Origin of the sequence: Corynebacterium tardum, from assembly GCF_046717785.1 — a bacterium.
In the GTDB taxonomy this organism is placed as follows: domain Bacteria; phylum Actinomycetota; class Actinomycetes; order Mycobacteriales; family Mycobacteriaceae; genus Corynebacterium.
The window spans coordinates 890,599-906,142 of the sequence record NZ_CP177104.1; the positions used below are offsets into that span (position 1 = coordinate 890,599).

Consider the following 15,544-nt stretch of genomic DNA (forward strand, 5'->3'; position numbering starts at 1 on the left):
TAGTCCAGAATGCCGGAGTGCGCGGCGACGGGGCCGGGGAATCTTAGGCGTACAACTGGAGGTTGAACTGCTTCATGGTGTTGCCGATTTCCATGGCGCCTGCCTCGTAGCTATCTGGGTCATCGAGGACATAGGACATCACGCCCACGGCGTAGAGCTCGCCGTTGATATAGGCGTAGACGGGGCCGCCGCTGTCACCTCGGTCGCTGTCGTTGCCGAAGGCAAACAACCCCTGGTCCTCTTGGCGTCCGATGTAGTTGCCGCAGGATACGCCGCGCGTGGAACCCGCGCGGCAGATGGTGGGCTGGTCCAAATCAATCTGGTCCAACGTCATCCAGCCAGCCAGCGGCGCATTGAGGGCCGGGGCAGTGGAGGCCTGGACATCGGGGTTGGAGATTTCGATGAGTGCGATGTCGGCGGAGTTGATCGTGTCCGTGTTGGTATTGCGGGCCTCGAGGACCATTTCACCGATCTTGACCTTGTTCTGTTCTTGGTCCTCGTAATAGAAGACGTCACCTTTGTCGCCGCAGTGCCCGGCGGTGAGAATGAAGAAACGCTGCCCGTCACCGGCGAAGTGGCCCGCCGAGCACCGACCACCGTTGGAGTTGTTGTAGATTGCCACGCCCGGGGTCAGCACGCCGGCGTGCATGAAGTAGTCGGCGGCCTCCGGCTGGGCCAGATCCACCTGGGGCTCGGGGCGCTCGGCCTGCGGGATCTCCGTGGTGTTGTCCCACAGGGAGGAGCTATCGCGCACCTCGTTCGACCCGGCACCGCCACTATCCACACCGCCCTCGGCCCCCGTCGCTGGAGGAAGGGCCAAGGAGGTCGTAGAAATGCTGGTGCCGCCGGAGGAACTGGAACAGGACGCCAGAGAAAACGCAGCGGCCGCGGTGAGAAGAACCGCGGAGACACGAGAGAGAATACGCATAGGCTGAAGACTATCGCACGCCTGCCCAGCGCGCCGGGGTAGTAGGCGGATAAGCGCAGGCCCCGGGGATGGTTCCCCGGGGCATCAGGCGAGCTGGACTAGTTGTAGAGGGAAAGACCGTGCTGGTTCAGCGTGGTTCCTAGCTCCATGGCCAGGTGCATGGAGTCCACCTCTTCGATGTAGGCGGAGTAGACGCCGACGGCGTAATATTTGCCGTCGACAAGCGCGTAGACAGCTCCACCGCTATCGCCCTTAGCGGCGTGGTTGGCAAAGTAGAAGCCGCCGACCTCGCGGTTGATGCCCAGGTAGTTGCCGCAGGAGAAACCCGTGGTCGAGCCGAGGCGGCAGATGGTGGGACGGGTGCGCTCCACTTCCTCGTTGGAGATCCACCCGGCAAGCTCGCCGTCCAGGTTGGGGGAGGAGTTGTACTTCGCGCGCGGGTTGGTGATTTCAATCAGGCCGATGTCGGAGGAGTTCACAAAGCCCTTCACGTTCGTGTTCTCCGTTTCCACTCGCATGGTACCGAAGGTGACGCGGCGGCCGGAATCACTGTTGTAATAAAAGGTGTCACCAGTGTTGCCGCAGTGCCCGGCGGTCACCACGAAGACGTGGCCTTCCTTGCCCGCGATGTGACCGGTGGAGCAGCGCATCCCCGTGCGCTTGTTGTAGATGGCGGTTCCCGGGGCCAGCTGACCGGCGTCCTTAAGACTCGGTGCCAGGCTGGAATCGGAACGGGTGACCACCGGGTCCGGCATTGAGCGCGGGAGCTTGAGCAGCTTCTGCGTTCCGTCCGCGGGGGACGTTGCGGTCTTGTCGGTCGCGGGGGCGCTGGCAAGCGCGTCCGAGTTGAAGCCCGGCACCACGGAGGGGCCGGAGCTAGACAGGAACCCTGCCTGCGGTGCGGAGACTTCACTGACGGTGGCGGCGGGGCCGGCGACGGTAAGTGCTGCAGTCAGCGCCGCAGCGGCGAGGGGAGAGAGAACGTGCGAAAGGAAGCTCATACCTGTGACATTAGGGTGAGAAACCGATGTTTGCCCAGGTAGCTGGATGTTTTGTGCTTCTTTTAAGGGCTGTGGCTGCTAGCTTTAGGAGGCTCTTAGAACCGCGGCCCGGTGGCTAAAATAGTTCAGACTTTGCCACAGGTTCGGTATGCGTGGGGGTAAAACCCCACCCCCTGCGCTCTTAGGTGTTATAGGCAAGACCCACCTAATTCATAGCTTCCGCGCACAGGAAGGGGCTAGCCCAGTTTGCCGCGGCCTAACCGCAGGAGCGCGGAGGCGATGGTGGGACCCTCTTCTCCCAGCTCATCGCGGAATTCGTTGAGGATAGCGATCTCCCGGGTGTGGACCAGGCGGGTGCCGCCGGAACTCATGCGCGTCTTACCTATTGTTCGGGAAACCTCAGTTCGGCGCTTCACCGCGTCCAAAATGACGCGGTCTAGGCGGTTGATCTCTTCGCGGTAGCGCTGAATCTCGGCGTCAGTGAGCGGATCTTCGGAGCCGGAGGGCATGCGGATACCCAGGCCATTGTCCACAACATTGGGGTCCTGGTGCGCGGGGTCTAAGCCCGCGTCTGCGGAGTGTGAAGAGCTCATGCCCTCAAATTCTGCCACCGCGTGCGCCAAAAGAAAATAGCGCTCTGTGGTTGCGGAATGTGGGCTGGTCAGGGGAGGTATGGAGGGAATGTCCGTGGGGGCTAGTAGGTTGGAGTGCATTATGAACAATGACTCTCCTTTTAGCCCCCGTCCGTCTTCTTCCCCGCGCCCTGTCAGTGAGCGCACTACGCCCGCTCCGGCGGGCACCGATCCCCTCCTGGAGGGGCTTAACCCGCAGCAGGAACAGGCGGTGACGCACTCCGGGACGCCACTGCTCATCGTGGCGGGCGCCGGGTCCGGCAAGACTGCCGTGCTGACCAGGCGCATTGCCTTCCTTATGCGCTCTCGCGGGGTGGCGCCGTGGCAGATTCTGGCCATTACCTTTACTAATAAGGCCGCGGCGGAGATGAAGGAGCGCGTGGGCCAGCTTGTTGGCCCGGTGGCGGAGCGGATGTGGGTGTCTACGTTCCACTCCATCTGCGTGCGCATTCTGCGCAACAACGCCCAGCTGGTGCCAGGGCTTAATACCAACTTCACTATCTATGACGGCGATGATGCCCGCCGGTTGCTCACCATGATTGCTAAGGACATGCAGCTGGATTTGAAGAAGTTCTCAGCGCGCGTGCTGGCCAATCAGATTTCTAATCGGAAGAATGAGCTCATTTCGCCGGAGGAGGCTCGCGCGGAGGCGGAGAAGACGAAGAACCCGTTTGAGCTCACAGTGGCGAACGTCTTCGCGGAATACCAGCGCCGCCTGCGGGCGGCCAACGCCGTGGACTTCGATGATCTCATTGGTGAGGTGGTTCGCATCTTCACCCAGCACCCGGAGGTCGTGGACTTTTATCGGCGCCGCTTCAAGCACGTGCTTATCGACGAATACCAGGACACCAACCACGCCCAGTACGCACTTGTCTCCGCCCTCGTGGGTAGGGGAGAGCTGCCGGCGGATGCGCCGGAGCTGTGTGTTGTGGGTGATTCGGACCAATCCATCTACGCTTTCCGTGGCGCGACCATCCGCAACATTCAGGAGTTCGAGCGCGACTATCCGCAGGCGCATACCATTTTGCTGGAGCAGAACTACCGCTCCACGCAGACCATCCTGAATGCCGCGAATGCCGTGATTGCAAAGAACGAGGGGCGGCGCGAGAAGAACCTGTGGACCGCGCACGGCGAGGGCGCAAAGATCGTGGGCTACGTGGCTGACAATGAGCACGATGAGGCCCGCTTTATCGCCTCGGAGATCGATTCGCTGACGGATTCCGGCAGGAATTACTCCGATATTGCGATCATGTACCGCACCAACAACGCCTCCCGCGCGCTGGAGGATATCTTCGTGCGCTCCGGTATTCCTTACAAGGTGGTGGGCGGCACGCGCTTCTATGAGCGCCGCGAGATTAGGGACTTGGTGGCCTACCTGCGCATCATGGATAACCCCGATGACACGGTGAGCCTGCGGCGTATCATCAACGTGCCCAAGCGGGCCATTGGTGACAAGGCCCAGGCGCAGATCGCGTTGCACGCGGAGAACTTGGGTGTGAGCTTCGGGGCGGCGTTGCGGGATGCCGCCGCCGGGAACGTGGCCGGCCTGGGAACGCGCGCGGTCAATGCCGTGTCCAAGTTCAACGAAATGATGGAGGGTGTGCGCGCGCAGGTGCCGGGGATGATCAATGAGGTCACCGGCCAGCCGGACTTGGGGGAGCTGCTCAACGCTGTGCTCGACGCTACCGGCTACCGCGCGGAGCTGGAGAAGTCGAACGACCCGCAGGATGGGTCGCGCTTGGACAACCTCAATGAGCTGGTATCCGTGGCCCGGGAGTTTAGCTCGGATGCGGCCAACCAGATGGCGTTTACCGGCGCCGACGCGGAGGAGAACCCAGAACTAGCAGAAGGTGAGGCTGCGCCCGGTTCGCTGCAGGCCTTCTTGGAGAAGGTGTCGCTGGTGGCGGATGCGGACCAGATCCCGGATAACGAGTCTGGGGTGGTTACGCTCATGACGCTGCACACCGCCAAGGGGCTCGAGTTTCCCGTCGTCTTCCTGACCGGCTGGGAGGACGGGCAGTTCCCGCACATGCGGTCCCTGGGGGATCCCAAGGAGCTGAGTGAGGAGCGTCGTCTGGCCTACGTGGGCATTACCCGTGCACGCGAGCAGCTTTACCTCACGCGCGCCATCCTTCGCTCGTCGTGGGGCAATCCGGTGACGAATCCGGCCAGTCGCTTCCTCGGCGAGGTCCCGGAAGACCTCATCGACTGGCGCCGCGAAGAACCAGATAGCTCGCTGTCGAGCGCGTGGGGTGGAGATGACTCCTACCAGTACGGCCGCACGTATGGCTCCGACTGGTCCGGCTGGGGGTCAAAGTCCCGCGGCGGCTACTCGCAGGGCGCTGCGTCTTCCCCTTCGCAGCGCGCCCGCAAGGCGCCGAAGGCAACCTCCATGCCGAAGAACAACCACCTCAACTTGGTGGTGGGGGACCGTGTCAACCACGCGAAGTACGGGTTAGGCACGGTCATTGAAGCCTCCGGTACCGGCGCGCGGGCGACGGTGACCGTGGACTTCGGCTCGGCGGGCAAGGTGCGGCTGATGCTCATCGGCGGCGTGCCGATGGAAAAGCTCTAGCGCCTGCCCGCCACAGCCGCGGAGCGCTAGACGCTGATGCCGCGCTCTTCAAACCAACCCACCGGGTCGACGGCCTGGCCGCCGCCCGGGTGTACCTCGAAGTGCAGGTGCGGGCCGGTGGAGTGGCCCTCGTTGCCGATGACGGAAATCTGGTCGCCGGCCTTAACCTGGTCGCCGACGTTGACCAAGAGCTGATCACTGGGCATGTGGCCGTAGACGGTGATGGTGCCGTCGTCGTGCTGGATGCGGATCCAGTTGCCAAAGCCCTGTGCTGCCCCGGAGGAGATGACCTCTCCATCCATGACGGCGTAAATAGGCGTGCCGACTGGGTTGGCTACATCGATGCCGTTGTGGAACGAGCCCCAACGCGGGCCAAAGCCAGACGTGAAGGTTCCGGAGGTCGGGAATACCACGGTATTACCGTTCGCATCCTGGCCGCGAGTAGGCGTGAGGCCGGAGTGATCACCCTGCGGGGCGAAGGCCTCGGCGAGACCAGGAATGCTCGAAGGATCGAGGACGATTTCGAAGCCGTCCTGCGTGGTGTTGATCTCTGGGGTGGAGGCCCCGTTGAGAACGCCGGCCGTCGAAACGAGCAGCCCGGAGAATGCTTTGAAGAGGTCGGCCTTGGAGTCTTCCTTGACTTCGATGTCGTCGGTGGTGGGCCCCTGGGAGGACCCATCGGAGACATCCACGCTTGCTGCCGGTTCGGCGGCGAACGCTGGGGTCGTCACGGTGGCGGTGGTGACCGCCACGGCGGCGAGTGCGCTAAGCGTGCGCTTCATAACTTCACGTCCTTAAGTCCTGCTGTAGCTTGCTTGTGCCGACGTATGCGGCAGGCGAGCGATAGGGTGCGGCCATAACAGTCGCGGTGAGCCTCGTGGCCTGCGACACGCCGGTGCGGATGCAGCCAAGTGCCGAGGTTCTGGGGCAACGAGATACAAACTATCCCGAGCTATCACCCCGCGCAATCCGTAAAATTGCAGGTAAATACAGGTATTGTTCGAAAAGTTATCGAACATCCCAGCGTGTTACGCGTGTGAAAGAAGCGAAAAGTGTTACGGGGGTAAAGTGGTGGCTTAGAGAATGGGGGTAGGTTGTGGGGGTGCCTCAATAGCGAACGCCTCGGCCACCATCAGGTGCGCCGAGGCGAAAAGCTCCTTAAGTCAACGACCTGCTTTCGCTGCGATCCCGAGCAGTAAGTGCTGCTCCTTCGCGCGTGTGATTCACGGCAGCGGCAAGTGCAGCAGCCACCAGCGGTACGAGGAGTACGGCGAGGAAGGACCACCAGTCCGGCACAAAGTAATCCTGCCCGCGCAGTGCATAGGGCGGCGGATCAAGGAGGTAGCGCGGGTTATCGGAGAAGACATACGTGCCAATGTGGCCAGCCAGCACACCGAAGAGCATGCTTGCCGTGGCCACCAGCCAGGTCTGCCATGCCGACACCCGTGACATGAGCCCCGGGTCGGCGCCGATGGACTGGAACACGTTGTTCTCCTGGCGCATGCTCGTCGCGGCATTGGCGATGATGAGCGCCAGAACCACCAAGCAGACCACACCCATGCCGAGGGCTGGGTAGAAACGAACATCCTCGACAGGACCTGAGGCCCAGGCAAGGTAGTACTGGGACTGGGAGGCTTGGGCGGCGGCGTCGCTAAGCTCTTCGCGCATCGTGTTATCCGGAACGTCGTTAAAAGCAATAGCGCGCCCCTCATAGAACGGTTCCATTCCCAGGGCCTCGCCTGCCTGCGGGCTGATGAGCACAATGTCACGTGCCATGGTGGGCAAAGCCTCGGCGATGGGGAGGTCGGCAGACCGTGTGTCGCTCTTTGCGGTGGCTGAAGAATCCTCGAATGTGTCCACGGTCACCGTGCCTTCAGTGTGCGTGCCGACATGAGAATTGTGGGCAAGTACGATGCCACCGGCATCGAGTGTGCGGGCAGCGGCCTGGCGGTCCTCTTCGGTATCGAACTGCCACAGGTCTAGCTGCGAGGAATCAGCCTGGATGAGGCGGGTATCAGAGATCATCGAGTTACTGACGAACATCGTCATCATCTCGTGCGCGCACTCCTCGCGCGCTTCCTCCGATTCATCGGTGCGCCGTCCTTGCGAGTCGATGAACACGGCCCTTTCAACCGGAACGGTGATATCAACCTGCTCGCACTCAAAATCAAACTCGGTGCTGAGGTCGTAGACCTCTCGATCTTCTTCCGGCCAGAAGTAACCCCCATGGGACGGGTACGTGTAATAGGGGTGAATGGAGCCTGGGGCGGTGTCGATGACGGCGTCGGCAGCTGCGCGCTCCGCCTCGGTCGATTCCTTCACAGGATCGCCATACGTTTCACTCTGGATGAGCGCCGAGGTCCTCGGCATGATGATCTGCTCTTCGGCACGGTGCTTGGCGTCCGCGGTCATGGTGGACACGCCGAACACTGTTGCCACGAAAGAGACAGCAACAATGGCGATGGCCGTCGGCAACGCATGCATGCTGCGGCGGGTCAGGCTGCGACCTGCAAGGCGGAGCGTCAAAGGCCCGCGTCGGGCAATCTTTGAGCAGAGGAAAACCAGTGCGGGGGCGGAGCCGGCGATGGCGATCATGCCGAAGAGCACAATGAGGGCGGAAAACGTCCTGCCCAGTGGAGTGAAGCTGAGGAGCAATAAGAGCGGCAACGCCACAGGGCCGATGGCCATCCATGGCCGGAAGCGCAGTAGACGGTCGGGAGCGCCGCCCTGAATAGCCGCGGCCAAGGCGCTGCGTTGAGCCAGCCATGCCGGGACGATGGACACCACCACTGATCCCACGACCGCGACGAGCCACGCGATGATGCACTCGGCCCATGGCACGTGGACAGGGAAGTCCGGATAACGTGCAGTCCACGCCGGCCATACGACGCCCAAGCCGAGCACCAAGCCGATTGTGGCGCCTAGGACGCCCATGAAGAAACCGTAGGCCATAACCGCCAGCATGATGTGGCGCGGCATTGCTCCTTGACTGGACATGAGTGCGTAAAGGCGTGTGTTGCGCCCCATGGCGAGCGTGAATACAGGAGCGAGAAGGAAAAGAATGAGGAGGCCCGCGATGATATAGACACTGGCAAAGAACACGAAGAACACGATGGCTTCCAGTGCGTCCCCGGGGCTGGGCGTGTTTTCTTGGGCTGGGAGTGATTCGCTTAGTTCGGGGCCCCACAGGTCGAGTCCTTGCTGCGCGGCGGCGTCTTCCATCTCAGAGGTGAGCTGGACATCGCCGTTGATGGCCCACGTCGTGCTGACAGATGTGTGATCCGGGGGATCTCCTAAGGCAGGGGCGGTGACGAAATCGAAATTATCTGGCCCGATGGCGGCTACGGTGGCGTGGCGCTCGCCGTCGATGGACCGCCCCAGGAACGTCACGGTATCGCCCACCTGGGCATCGAGCTCGCGGGCAGAGCTGCGGGATAGGACGATCTCGTTCGGCCCAAGCCCCAGTTTGTCGACGACCTCCCTGGCCTTCTCCGGTGGATTCTCTGCATCAAACTGCACCAGCCAGGAACTGGTTGACCGGTCGCCTACGAGCACCGACGTGTTGTCGAAGCTGGTGATAGGTGAGACGGTTGTTCCTTCGGGGAGAATCTCAGCCGCGAGCTCGGGAACATCGGCGTTGGTGGTCTCCTTCTGTTCGCTGAGGACCTGGACGCTGCGATCAGGTGACAGAAGGAAAGTATTGAACGTGGAGGATGCCTGGAACAAGGAGAATCCCACCACGAGCGCGACCGGTAAAGCAATGAGGATGACCGCCGCGCACGTGCGCCACGGGTGGCGCCAGAGGTCACGTCGTGTTGGGCGGGTGGCAGCATTAATGGCTGACATGTTAACGCGCCTCCTCACCGGTCAGGCGCCCATCGCGGACCATGACTACGCGGTCGGCCCAGCCGGCGAAACGCGGCTCGTGAGTGACTAGAATTCCGGAAGCACCGGCGTCGATACGCGCACGTAGGACCTTCATGATGTCTTCGCCCGTCGAGGTGTCCAGGGCGCCTGTGGGCTCATCGGCGAGCAGTACCTTACGCGGTCCGATGAGAGCGCGCGCAATGGCCACGCGCTGGGCCTGGCCGCCGGAGATTTCCTCAGGGAAGCGGTCAATGGTGCCATCGAGGCCGACCTCGCTGAGAGCTTCCTCAGCAGCCTCGCGGCACTGCGCAGGCGACAGGCCATCCAGCTCAAGAGGCAAAGAGACGTTCTCGCCGACGGTCAGGGAAGACACCAGATTGAAGTGTTGAAACACGAGGCCCAGGTGACGGCGGCGAGCGATAGCGGCCTTGGCTTTGGAAAGTTCGGAGGCATCGGCGCCGTCGAGAAGCACGCGTCCCGATGTCGGAGGCTGAAGCAAGCCCGCGACGTTGAGCAGCGTGGACTTGCCGGAGCCAGAAGGTCCCATGACGGCCACTAACTCGCCTGGGTGCAGTTGGAGGTTGACGGAATCCAGGGCAGTGACCTGGCGAGCTCCGCTGCCGAAGACGCAGGTAATGTTGTCCAGCTCGAGCGGGAAAGGACGGTGCTCAGATGCGGGCATGGAATCGGGGGTCATCGCGGATCCTCCTCGGTTGTGGTGGTTGGGTTTGCTAGGGATTCCACGCGGTCAAGCCAGCGTGAGAGAGATTCCAGGTCGAAGATGTGGCGCTCTACGGCCAGGCGCTGGGCGCTGCGTTCGGCTGGCAGCTCGGTGGCGCGCTGGTTAAGTTGGCGCAGCTGGCGCAGGGTGGCGAAGCGTTGGGCGTCGAGGACAGTGATGACGTCGACATCGGAACGCTGGGCGGCCAGGGTGACTTTTAGGACAAGCTCGTCGCGCTCGATCGCGGGCTTGTGTGCGGGGCTTGTCCACCAGGCTTCAAGTTCCTCGCGCCCGGCGTCGGTAATGGCATAGCTTGTGGCGCGGCGCCCAGTGGGGCCGGTAAGTTCCCCGGCGTTGGCGATGAGCCCATCGCGCTCCAGGCGGCTCAGTGTCTGGGCAACCTGGCCCATGTTGAGCGGCCAGAGCTCGTCGAAGGAGTCGGCGAACCGTTGCTTAATGTGGCTGGCGGTGGCGGGGCCGTCACTGAGCAGCGCGAGCACGGAATGCTTGGTGGACATGGTCACCTCCCGGCGGGGAGAAAGGAAGGAAGTCAGAATGGTGCATACCGGGTAAGTTACCCGGTAACCTTTGGGGTAGTCAACGGCTTGCAGGGGGAGTCGGGGGGTGGTGAGGTTACGCGAAAGGCGGCGCAGAACCGAAGCTCTGCGCCGCCTTTCGCGGGTTAAGAAGGTGCTAAAGAATAGTGCGTTTAGACGTTGATGCCGCGCTCTGCCAGCCACGGCACCGGGTCGACGGCACCGTCGCCAGTCGGGTGAATCTCGAAGTGCAGGTGGGAGCCGGTGGAAAAGCCCAAGGACCCCATGCCGGCAATCTTCTGGCCGGCGTGGACGCGTTCGCCCACGGCGACGTCGAGAGTCTGCATGTGGCCGTACACGCTCATGGCGCCGTCATCGTGCTTGATGCGGATCCACTGACCGTAGCCGGAGGCCGGGCCGGAATCGATGACGGTGCCGTCCATGACGGCGAGGATCGGGGTGCCCGGGGTGTTCGCGATGTCGATGCCGGAGTGGAAAGAGCCCCAGCGCGGGCTGAAGCCGGAAGTGAAGGCACCTTCGGCCGGGCGGGCGACGGAGGGGGCGCGGTTGGCCTCGTCGGCGGCAGCGCGTGCGTCGGCAGCCTGAATGGCCTTGTCCAGCTGCGCGTTCAGGTCAGTAACCGGCTTGGCTTCCGCGATGGCGAGGATCTGCGGGGCCGCGTCCTCGATGGCGGTCTGAGCGTCCTTGATGGGGTCGACATCGGCCTTCAAGGCGTAGTCAACCGACTGGGCTTTGGTCTCGCCCGCGTTGTCAGACTGGATGGTGCCAGCAGTGGCACCGCCTACGCCGGCGGAGGATACGGCGCCCGCGGCGATGGTGACGACCGCTAGGCGCCCCTTTGCCGTCTGCGAGGTGGTGATCTTGCGGTGGCGTGCTGCGCTCCGCTGAGTCTTGCTTCGCATTACTCTTCTTCCATCTTCATTCACCATCGTCCACACCGGATGAAGTGTTACGTTCTCGCCCGGTTGGTTATCCGATTGTGACCTTCTTGTTACCAACGAGATGTAACAGTAGCGTCTCAGAAATGGTTGAGCAAGCCAGATTGCAGTTTTTCTTTGCGATGTGCTGCAAATCCTAGCAAAGACGGTACTACTGGGTATTTCTGTGAACTGTGTTATTTCTGCGCCGATAGACTGCAAGCGACTTTGGCGAAAGCTGAGAGATTGAATTCTCAAGCTAAGAATTTTCCTGTGTGGCGGGGCTTATCTGCACCTTTTCAGGCGGGTGCTCGCCGCGCCACCCTCGTCCTACTGGCACCGCGTGGCAAAGTGGACGCCGATGAATAAGAACAGGAGCCCTCAGTCACGGTCGTCGTCGCGGCCCCGCGCTCAGGTGCGGGGGCATGGAGAACGCGTCGGGCACGCCGACCGGAGCGCGCCGGCTGCCCGCCGCGAGCGCCGAGATTCCGCCCAAAGGATTAAAGGAGCGGAGACCGCCCGGGCGCAAGCGCGTCGCGCATCAGGTCCGACCACGCCACTCGGCCGCCTGCGTCGAATGAGTGCGGTCGTCGCCGTGCCCAACCTGGTGGTCGTGCTGGGCATTCTCGTCGTGGCGCTGGCAGCGCTTTTGCTCTCCAGCTCTCCCATGGCCTGGTTGCCCACCGTTGTCGGCGAAGCCTGGATGGTGTTTAACCTGGCACCAATTCGTGCCGGGGGCATCGACCTGGGCATTGTCCCGGCGCTGCCCGCACTTCTGCTGGTGTGGCTGGTGGGCCGCCGCGTGCGCGCGGCGGTGAAAGACAAAGTCAGCATCAACGACCTGCTGGTTCTAGCAGCTTGTGTGTTCGCCGTTCCCTTCATCCTTACTTCTATTGCCTGGTTCATGTTGTGGGACGCGGGCAAGGTTTATGACGTGGCCCCACCGGGATACCTGTCGGTTCTACCGCGAATGCTGCTCTTGCATGCCGCGGCGCTGGTCTACGGAATGGGCACGCGCTTGTGGAAAGCCCTGGCCAAGCGCAGCGGGGTACCGCGCGTGCTGGTCGACGCCGCCCGGATCGGCTTCAACTACTTGGGCGCCCTGTGTGCGGTGGGCCTTGTGCTCACCCTGATCCTGTGGGTTGCCGGCTGGTCGCGTCAGTCGGAGATGCTGGCCAGCTACCCGCACCTCGATGCCCTGGGCACTATTGGCTTGGTGCTTATCAGCCTGTGCTACCTGCCCAACGCGGCGGTGTCTGCGGCTGCCGTGCTGAGCGGTTCGGAGTTGCACGTGGGGCCGGATACCAGCGTCAGCCTCTTTAGCGGGCACATGACCCCGCTGCCGCCGCTGCCGCTGATGGCGGCCATTCCGTCTTCGGTGAGCCCGTGGGCCATCGCGCTGTTCGTGGTGCCCGGACTGGCGGCGGTATATGTCTTTGCGCGTCAGCGTTCCCGGGTGACCTTCACCGTGGCTGCCGTGGCAACCGTGGCGTGCACGCTGGCCGCGCTTGTCGTGGTGTTTGCGGCCTCTGGCGAGCTGGGAATCTACGGCTACACCGGACCCGAGCTCCTTAGCGCAGTGGGACTTATCGCCCTGTGGTGCTTGGTGGCCGGTGCTGGGTTCGCCGCGGCCAACGCGCTCACGGCTTGGCGTGCGCGCCGCGCGGCGGCAATGGAAGAGGATGAAGAGGAATCTGAACCAGCCGACGCGAGCGCTCACGAGCCTGAGCCGGCGGCGGCCGTGCCCGCTTCCGAGGCCGACGCTGCTGAGGTTATCGACGCCGAGACTGACGACGCCGAAAGTGACGACGCCGAAACTGACCACGCAGAAGACGACGCAGAAATCGTTGAGCCTCACGCTGACGGCACTGACGGCACTGAAGGCACTGAAGACGCTGACGAGGCTGTCGACGCCGATGAGGCTTCAGAAGGGGAGACCGCGGCGGCTGCGGTGCCGGTGTCCCACATGGTGGCTGCCGAAGTCGATACTGATGCTGACTCAGAAGACGACACTGCTGCCGGCACTGATGCCGACACCGAAGACGAAGAAGAAGCGTCCGAAAAGGTGCCGGAGAGCGAAGAAAAAGACACGTAAATTCCGCGCGGCGGTGCTCACCGGCTAGGCTGTAGCGCGTGACTACACCGCACCAGCCCTCCGCTTCTGCCCGCCTGAACGTCGTGGTCCTCGTTTCCGGGACCGGTTCTTTGCTCCAGGCCATCCTCGATGGCCAGGATGAGAACTACCGCGTGGTGAAGGTTGTGGCGGATGTGCCGTGTATGGGGGTGGAACGCGCGGCGTCGGCAAGCATTGCCACCGAAGTGGTGGAGATGGGTGCTGACCGCGCCGAATGGAACCAACGTCTGGTTGCTGCAGTTACTGCTGCGCAGCCAGACGTTGTTGTTTCTGCGGGCTTCATGAAGATTCTGGGACAGGACTTCCTGGACCGCTTCGAAGGTCGCACCATCAACACGCATCCGGCCCTGCTGCCCGCCTTCAAGGGCGCGCACGGTGTGCGCGATGCGCTGGCCTACGGTGCCAAAGTCACAGGCTCCACCGTCCACTTTGTGGATGCCGGCGTGGATACCGGCTCCATCATTGCCCAAGAACCCGTGCGAATCCTGGCTGAGGACGACGAAGCCAGCCTGCACGAGCGCATCAAAGTGGTCGAAAGAGAACTCATTGTCGCAGTCCTGCGCGCCACCCGCGTGCAGGGTACAGCACTTAGCATCCAGCTCTAACAACCTCAGGAAGGCTTAACGTCCCCACACCATGAGCGAAGACCGTAAGAATATCAAGCGCGCCCTGATTAGCGTCTACGACAAGACCGGTTTGGAGGACCTTGCCCGGGCCCTCGATACGGCTGGCGTGGAGATTGTCTCCACCGGTTCCACCGCGAAGAAGATTGCGGACTTGGGCATTGAGGTCACCCCGGTAGAAAAGCTCACCGGCTTCCCGGAGTGCCTCGAGGGTCGCGTGAAGACCCTGCACCCGCGCGTGCATGCGGGCATCCTGGCGGATACCCGCAAGGAAGATCACCTCAACCAGCTTGCTGAGCTGGAGGTCGAGCCCTTCCAGCTCGTCGTCGTGAACCTGTACCCGTTCCGTGAGACGGTTGCCTCCGGTGCGGACTTCGACGGCTGCGTGGAGCAGATCGACATCGGCGGCCCGTCCATGGTGCGCGCGGCTGCGAAGAACCACCCGTCTGTGGCAGTCGTCGTGGATCCGTCCCGCTACGGCGATGTGGCTGAGGCCGTGGCCAACGGTGGTTTCACCCTGGAGGAGCGCCGTGGCTTGGCTCGTGATGCCTTCCTGCACACTGCAGATTATGACGCCGCTGTCTCCTCTTGGTTTGTGGAGCAGCTCAGCGAGGGCGAGGTGACCACTCCGCTGCGCTATGGCGAGAACTCTCACCAGTCCGCGACCGTGACCCGCATCGGTACTACCGGTCTGGCCAACGCGACGCAGTTCAACGGCAAGGAAATGAGCTACAACAACTACCAGGATGCCGACGCCGCGTGGCGTGCCGCCTGGGACCATGAGCGCCCGTGTGTAGCGATTATCAAGCACGCCAACCCATGCGGCATCGCGGTGTCGGAGGACTCCATTGCGGCTGCCCACCGCGCGGCACACGCCTGCGACCCGATGTCCGCCTTCGGCGGCGTCATCGCCGTGAACCGCGAGGTCACCGTGGAGATGGCCGAGCAGGTCAAGGAGATCTTCACCGAGGTCATTGTGGCTCCCTCCTACGAGGAGGGCGCCATTGAGGTGCTCAAGGCCAAGAAGAACCTGCGCGTGCTGCAGGCAGAGCACGAAGCACCGGAGGAGGAAGTTAAATTCATCTCCGGCGGCATGCTCACCCAGGAGCCGGATACCTACCAGGCCGAGGGCGATAACCCTGCCAACTGGACGCTGGCTGCCGGCGAGGCCCTGAACGAGTCTGACCTGGCACAGCTCGAGTTCGCCTGGCGCGCTGTACGCGCGGTGAAGTCCAACGCCATTCTGCTGGCCAAGGACAACGCCACCGTGGGCGTGGGCATGGGTCAGGTCAACCGCGTGGATTCGGCCAAGCTCGCCGTCGAGCGCGCGAACACGCTGGCCGACGGCGCCAACCGCACCGAGGGCTCCTTCGCCGCCTCCGACGCCTTCTTCCCGTTCGCCGATGGCCTCGAGGTGCTCCTCGACGCCGGAGTTAAGGCCGTGGTTCAGCCGGGTGGCTCCATCCGTGACGAAGAGGTCATCGAGGCCGCCAACAAGGCAGGCGTGACCATGTACTTCACCGGTACCCGCCACTTCTTCCACTAAGGCTTGAGTCCAGCTTAAGAAAGAAGCCTAAAAAGGCCGCCCT

The 15,544-nt window shown here is 62.8% G+C and carries 12 protein-coding genes; 4 read left to right on the forward strand and 8 right to left on the reverse strand.

Annotation, left to right across the window (positions count from 1 at the left end; all coding sequences use genetic code 11):
* Positions 1-43: 43 nt before the first annotated feature.
* The 3 genes from ACLI1P_RS04340 to ACLI1P_RS04350 form a co-directional block, all read right to left on the reverse strand.
* The gene (locus tag ACLI1P_RS04340) at positions 44-928 is read right to left on the reverse strand and encodes a trypsin-like serine protease (protein ID WP_408930274.1); all 885 of its coding nucleotides are present in this window, start codon (positions 926-928) and stop codon (positions 44-46) included.
* Positions 929-1,026: 98 nt separating this feature from the next.
* Positions 1,027-1,929: a hypothetical protein gene (locus ACLI1P_RS04345; protein WP_411709507.1), complete on the reverse strand. Its 903-nt coding sequence runs from the start codon at positions 1,927-1,929 to the stop codon at positions 1,027-1,029.
* A 236-nt stretch (positions 1,930-2,165) separates the two neighbouring features.
* The gene (locus ACLI1P_RS04350) at positions 2,166-2,522 is read right to left on the reverse strand and encodes a chorismate mutase (RefSeq protein WP_411709508.1); all 357 of its coding nucleotides are present in this window, start codon (positions 2,520-2,522) and stop codon (positions 2,166-2,168) included.
* A gap of 121 nt (positions 2,523-2,643) precedes the next feature.
* Here ACLI1P_RS04350 and pcrA point away from each other — a divergent pair, with 121 nt between their 5' ends.
* Positions 2,644-5,136 carry a DNA helicase PcrA gene (pcrA, locus tag ACLI1P_RS04355; RefSeq protein WP_408930276.1) on the forward strand — a complete coding sequence of 831 codons (2,493 nt, stop codon included), beginning with the start codon at positions 2,644-2,646 and terminating at the stop codon, positions 5,134-5,136.
* 26 nt (positions 5,137-5,162) lie between these two features.
* Here pcrA and ACLI1P_RS04360 read toward each other — a convergent pair whose 3' ends face one another.
* The 5 genes from ACLI1P_RS04360 to ACLI1P_RS04380 form a co-directional block, all read right to left on the reverse strand.
* On the reverse strand, positions 5,163-5,918 hold the full coding sequence (locus tag ACLI1P_RS04360) for a M23 family metallopeptidase (RefSeq protein ID WP_296133660.1): 756 nt from the start codon (positions 5,916-5,918) through the stop codon (positions 5,163-5,165).
* Positions 5,919-6,294: 376 nt separating this feature from the next.
* Positions 6,295-8,982: an FtsX-like permease family protein gene (locus ACLI1P_RS04365; RefSeq protein ID WP_411709509.1), complete on the reverse strand. Its 2,688-nt coding sequence runs from the start codon at positions 8,980-8,982 to the stop codon at positions 6,295-6,297.
* A 1-nt stretch (position 8,983) separates the two neighbouring features.
* The gene (locus ACLI1P_RS04370) at positions 8,984-9,700 is read right to left on the reverse strand and encodes an ABC transporter ATP-binding protein (RefSeq protein ID WP_306508062.1); all 717 of its coding nucleotides are present in this window, start codon (positions 9,698-9,700) and stop codon (positions 8,984-8,986) included.
* The gene (locus tag ACLI1P_RS04375) at positions 9,697-10,242 is read right to left on the reverse strand and encodes a PadR family transcriptional regulator (RefSeq protein WP_296133656.1); all 546 of its coding nucleotides are present in this window, start codon (positions 10,240-10,242) and stop codon (positions 9,697-9,699) included. Before ACLI1P_RS04375 ends, ACLI1P_RS04370 begins: the two co-directional genes overlap by 4 nt.
* Before the next feature lie 191 nt (positions 10,243-10,433).
* Positions 10,434-11,183 carry a M23 family metallopeptidase gene (locus ACLI1P_RS04380; RefSeq protein WP_408930279.1) on the reverse strand — a complete coding sequence of 250 codons (750 nt, stop codon included), beginning with the start codon at positions 11,181-11,183 and terminating at the stop codon, positions 10,434-10,436.
* A gap of 592 nt (positions 11,184-11,775) precedes the next feature.
* Between ACLI1P_RS04380 and ACLI1P_RS04385 the strand changes: the two genes are divergently transcribed.
* The 3 genes from ACLI1P_RS04385 to purH are packed head-to-tail and all read left to right on the forward strand — an operon-like array spanning position 11,776 to position 15,501.
* The gene (locus ACLI1P_RS04385) at positions 11,776-13,293 is read left to right on the forward strand and encodes a DUF6350 family protein (RefSeq protein WP_411709510.1); all 1,518 of its coding nucleotides are present in this window, start codon (positions 11,776-11,778) and stop codon (positions 13,291-13,293) included.
* A gap of 38 nt (positions 13,294-13,331) precedes the next feature.
* Positions 13,332-13,937, forward strand: coding sequence for a phosphoribosylglycinamide formyltransferase (gene purN / locus ACLI1P_RS04390; RefSeq protein WP_411709511.1), 606 nt, complete (start codon positions 13,332-13,334; stop codon positions 13,935-13,937).
* 31 nt (positions 13,938-13,968) lie between these two features.
* Positions 13,969-15,501 (forward strand): bifunctional phosphoribosylaminoimidazolecarboxamide formyltransferase/IMP cyclohydrolase, encoded by a 1,533-nt coding sequence (gene purH, locus ACLI1P_RS04395; protein WP_411709512.1) that lies wholly within the window; start codon positions 13,969-13,971, stop codon positions 15,499-15,501.
* Positions 15,502-15,544: the final 43 nt, after the last annotated feature.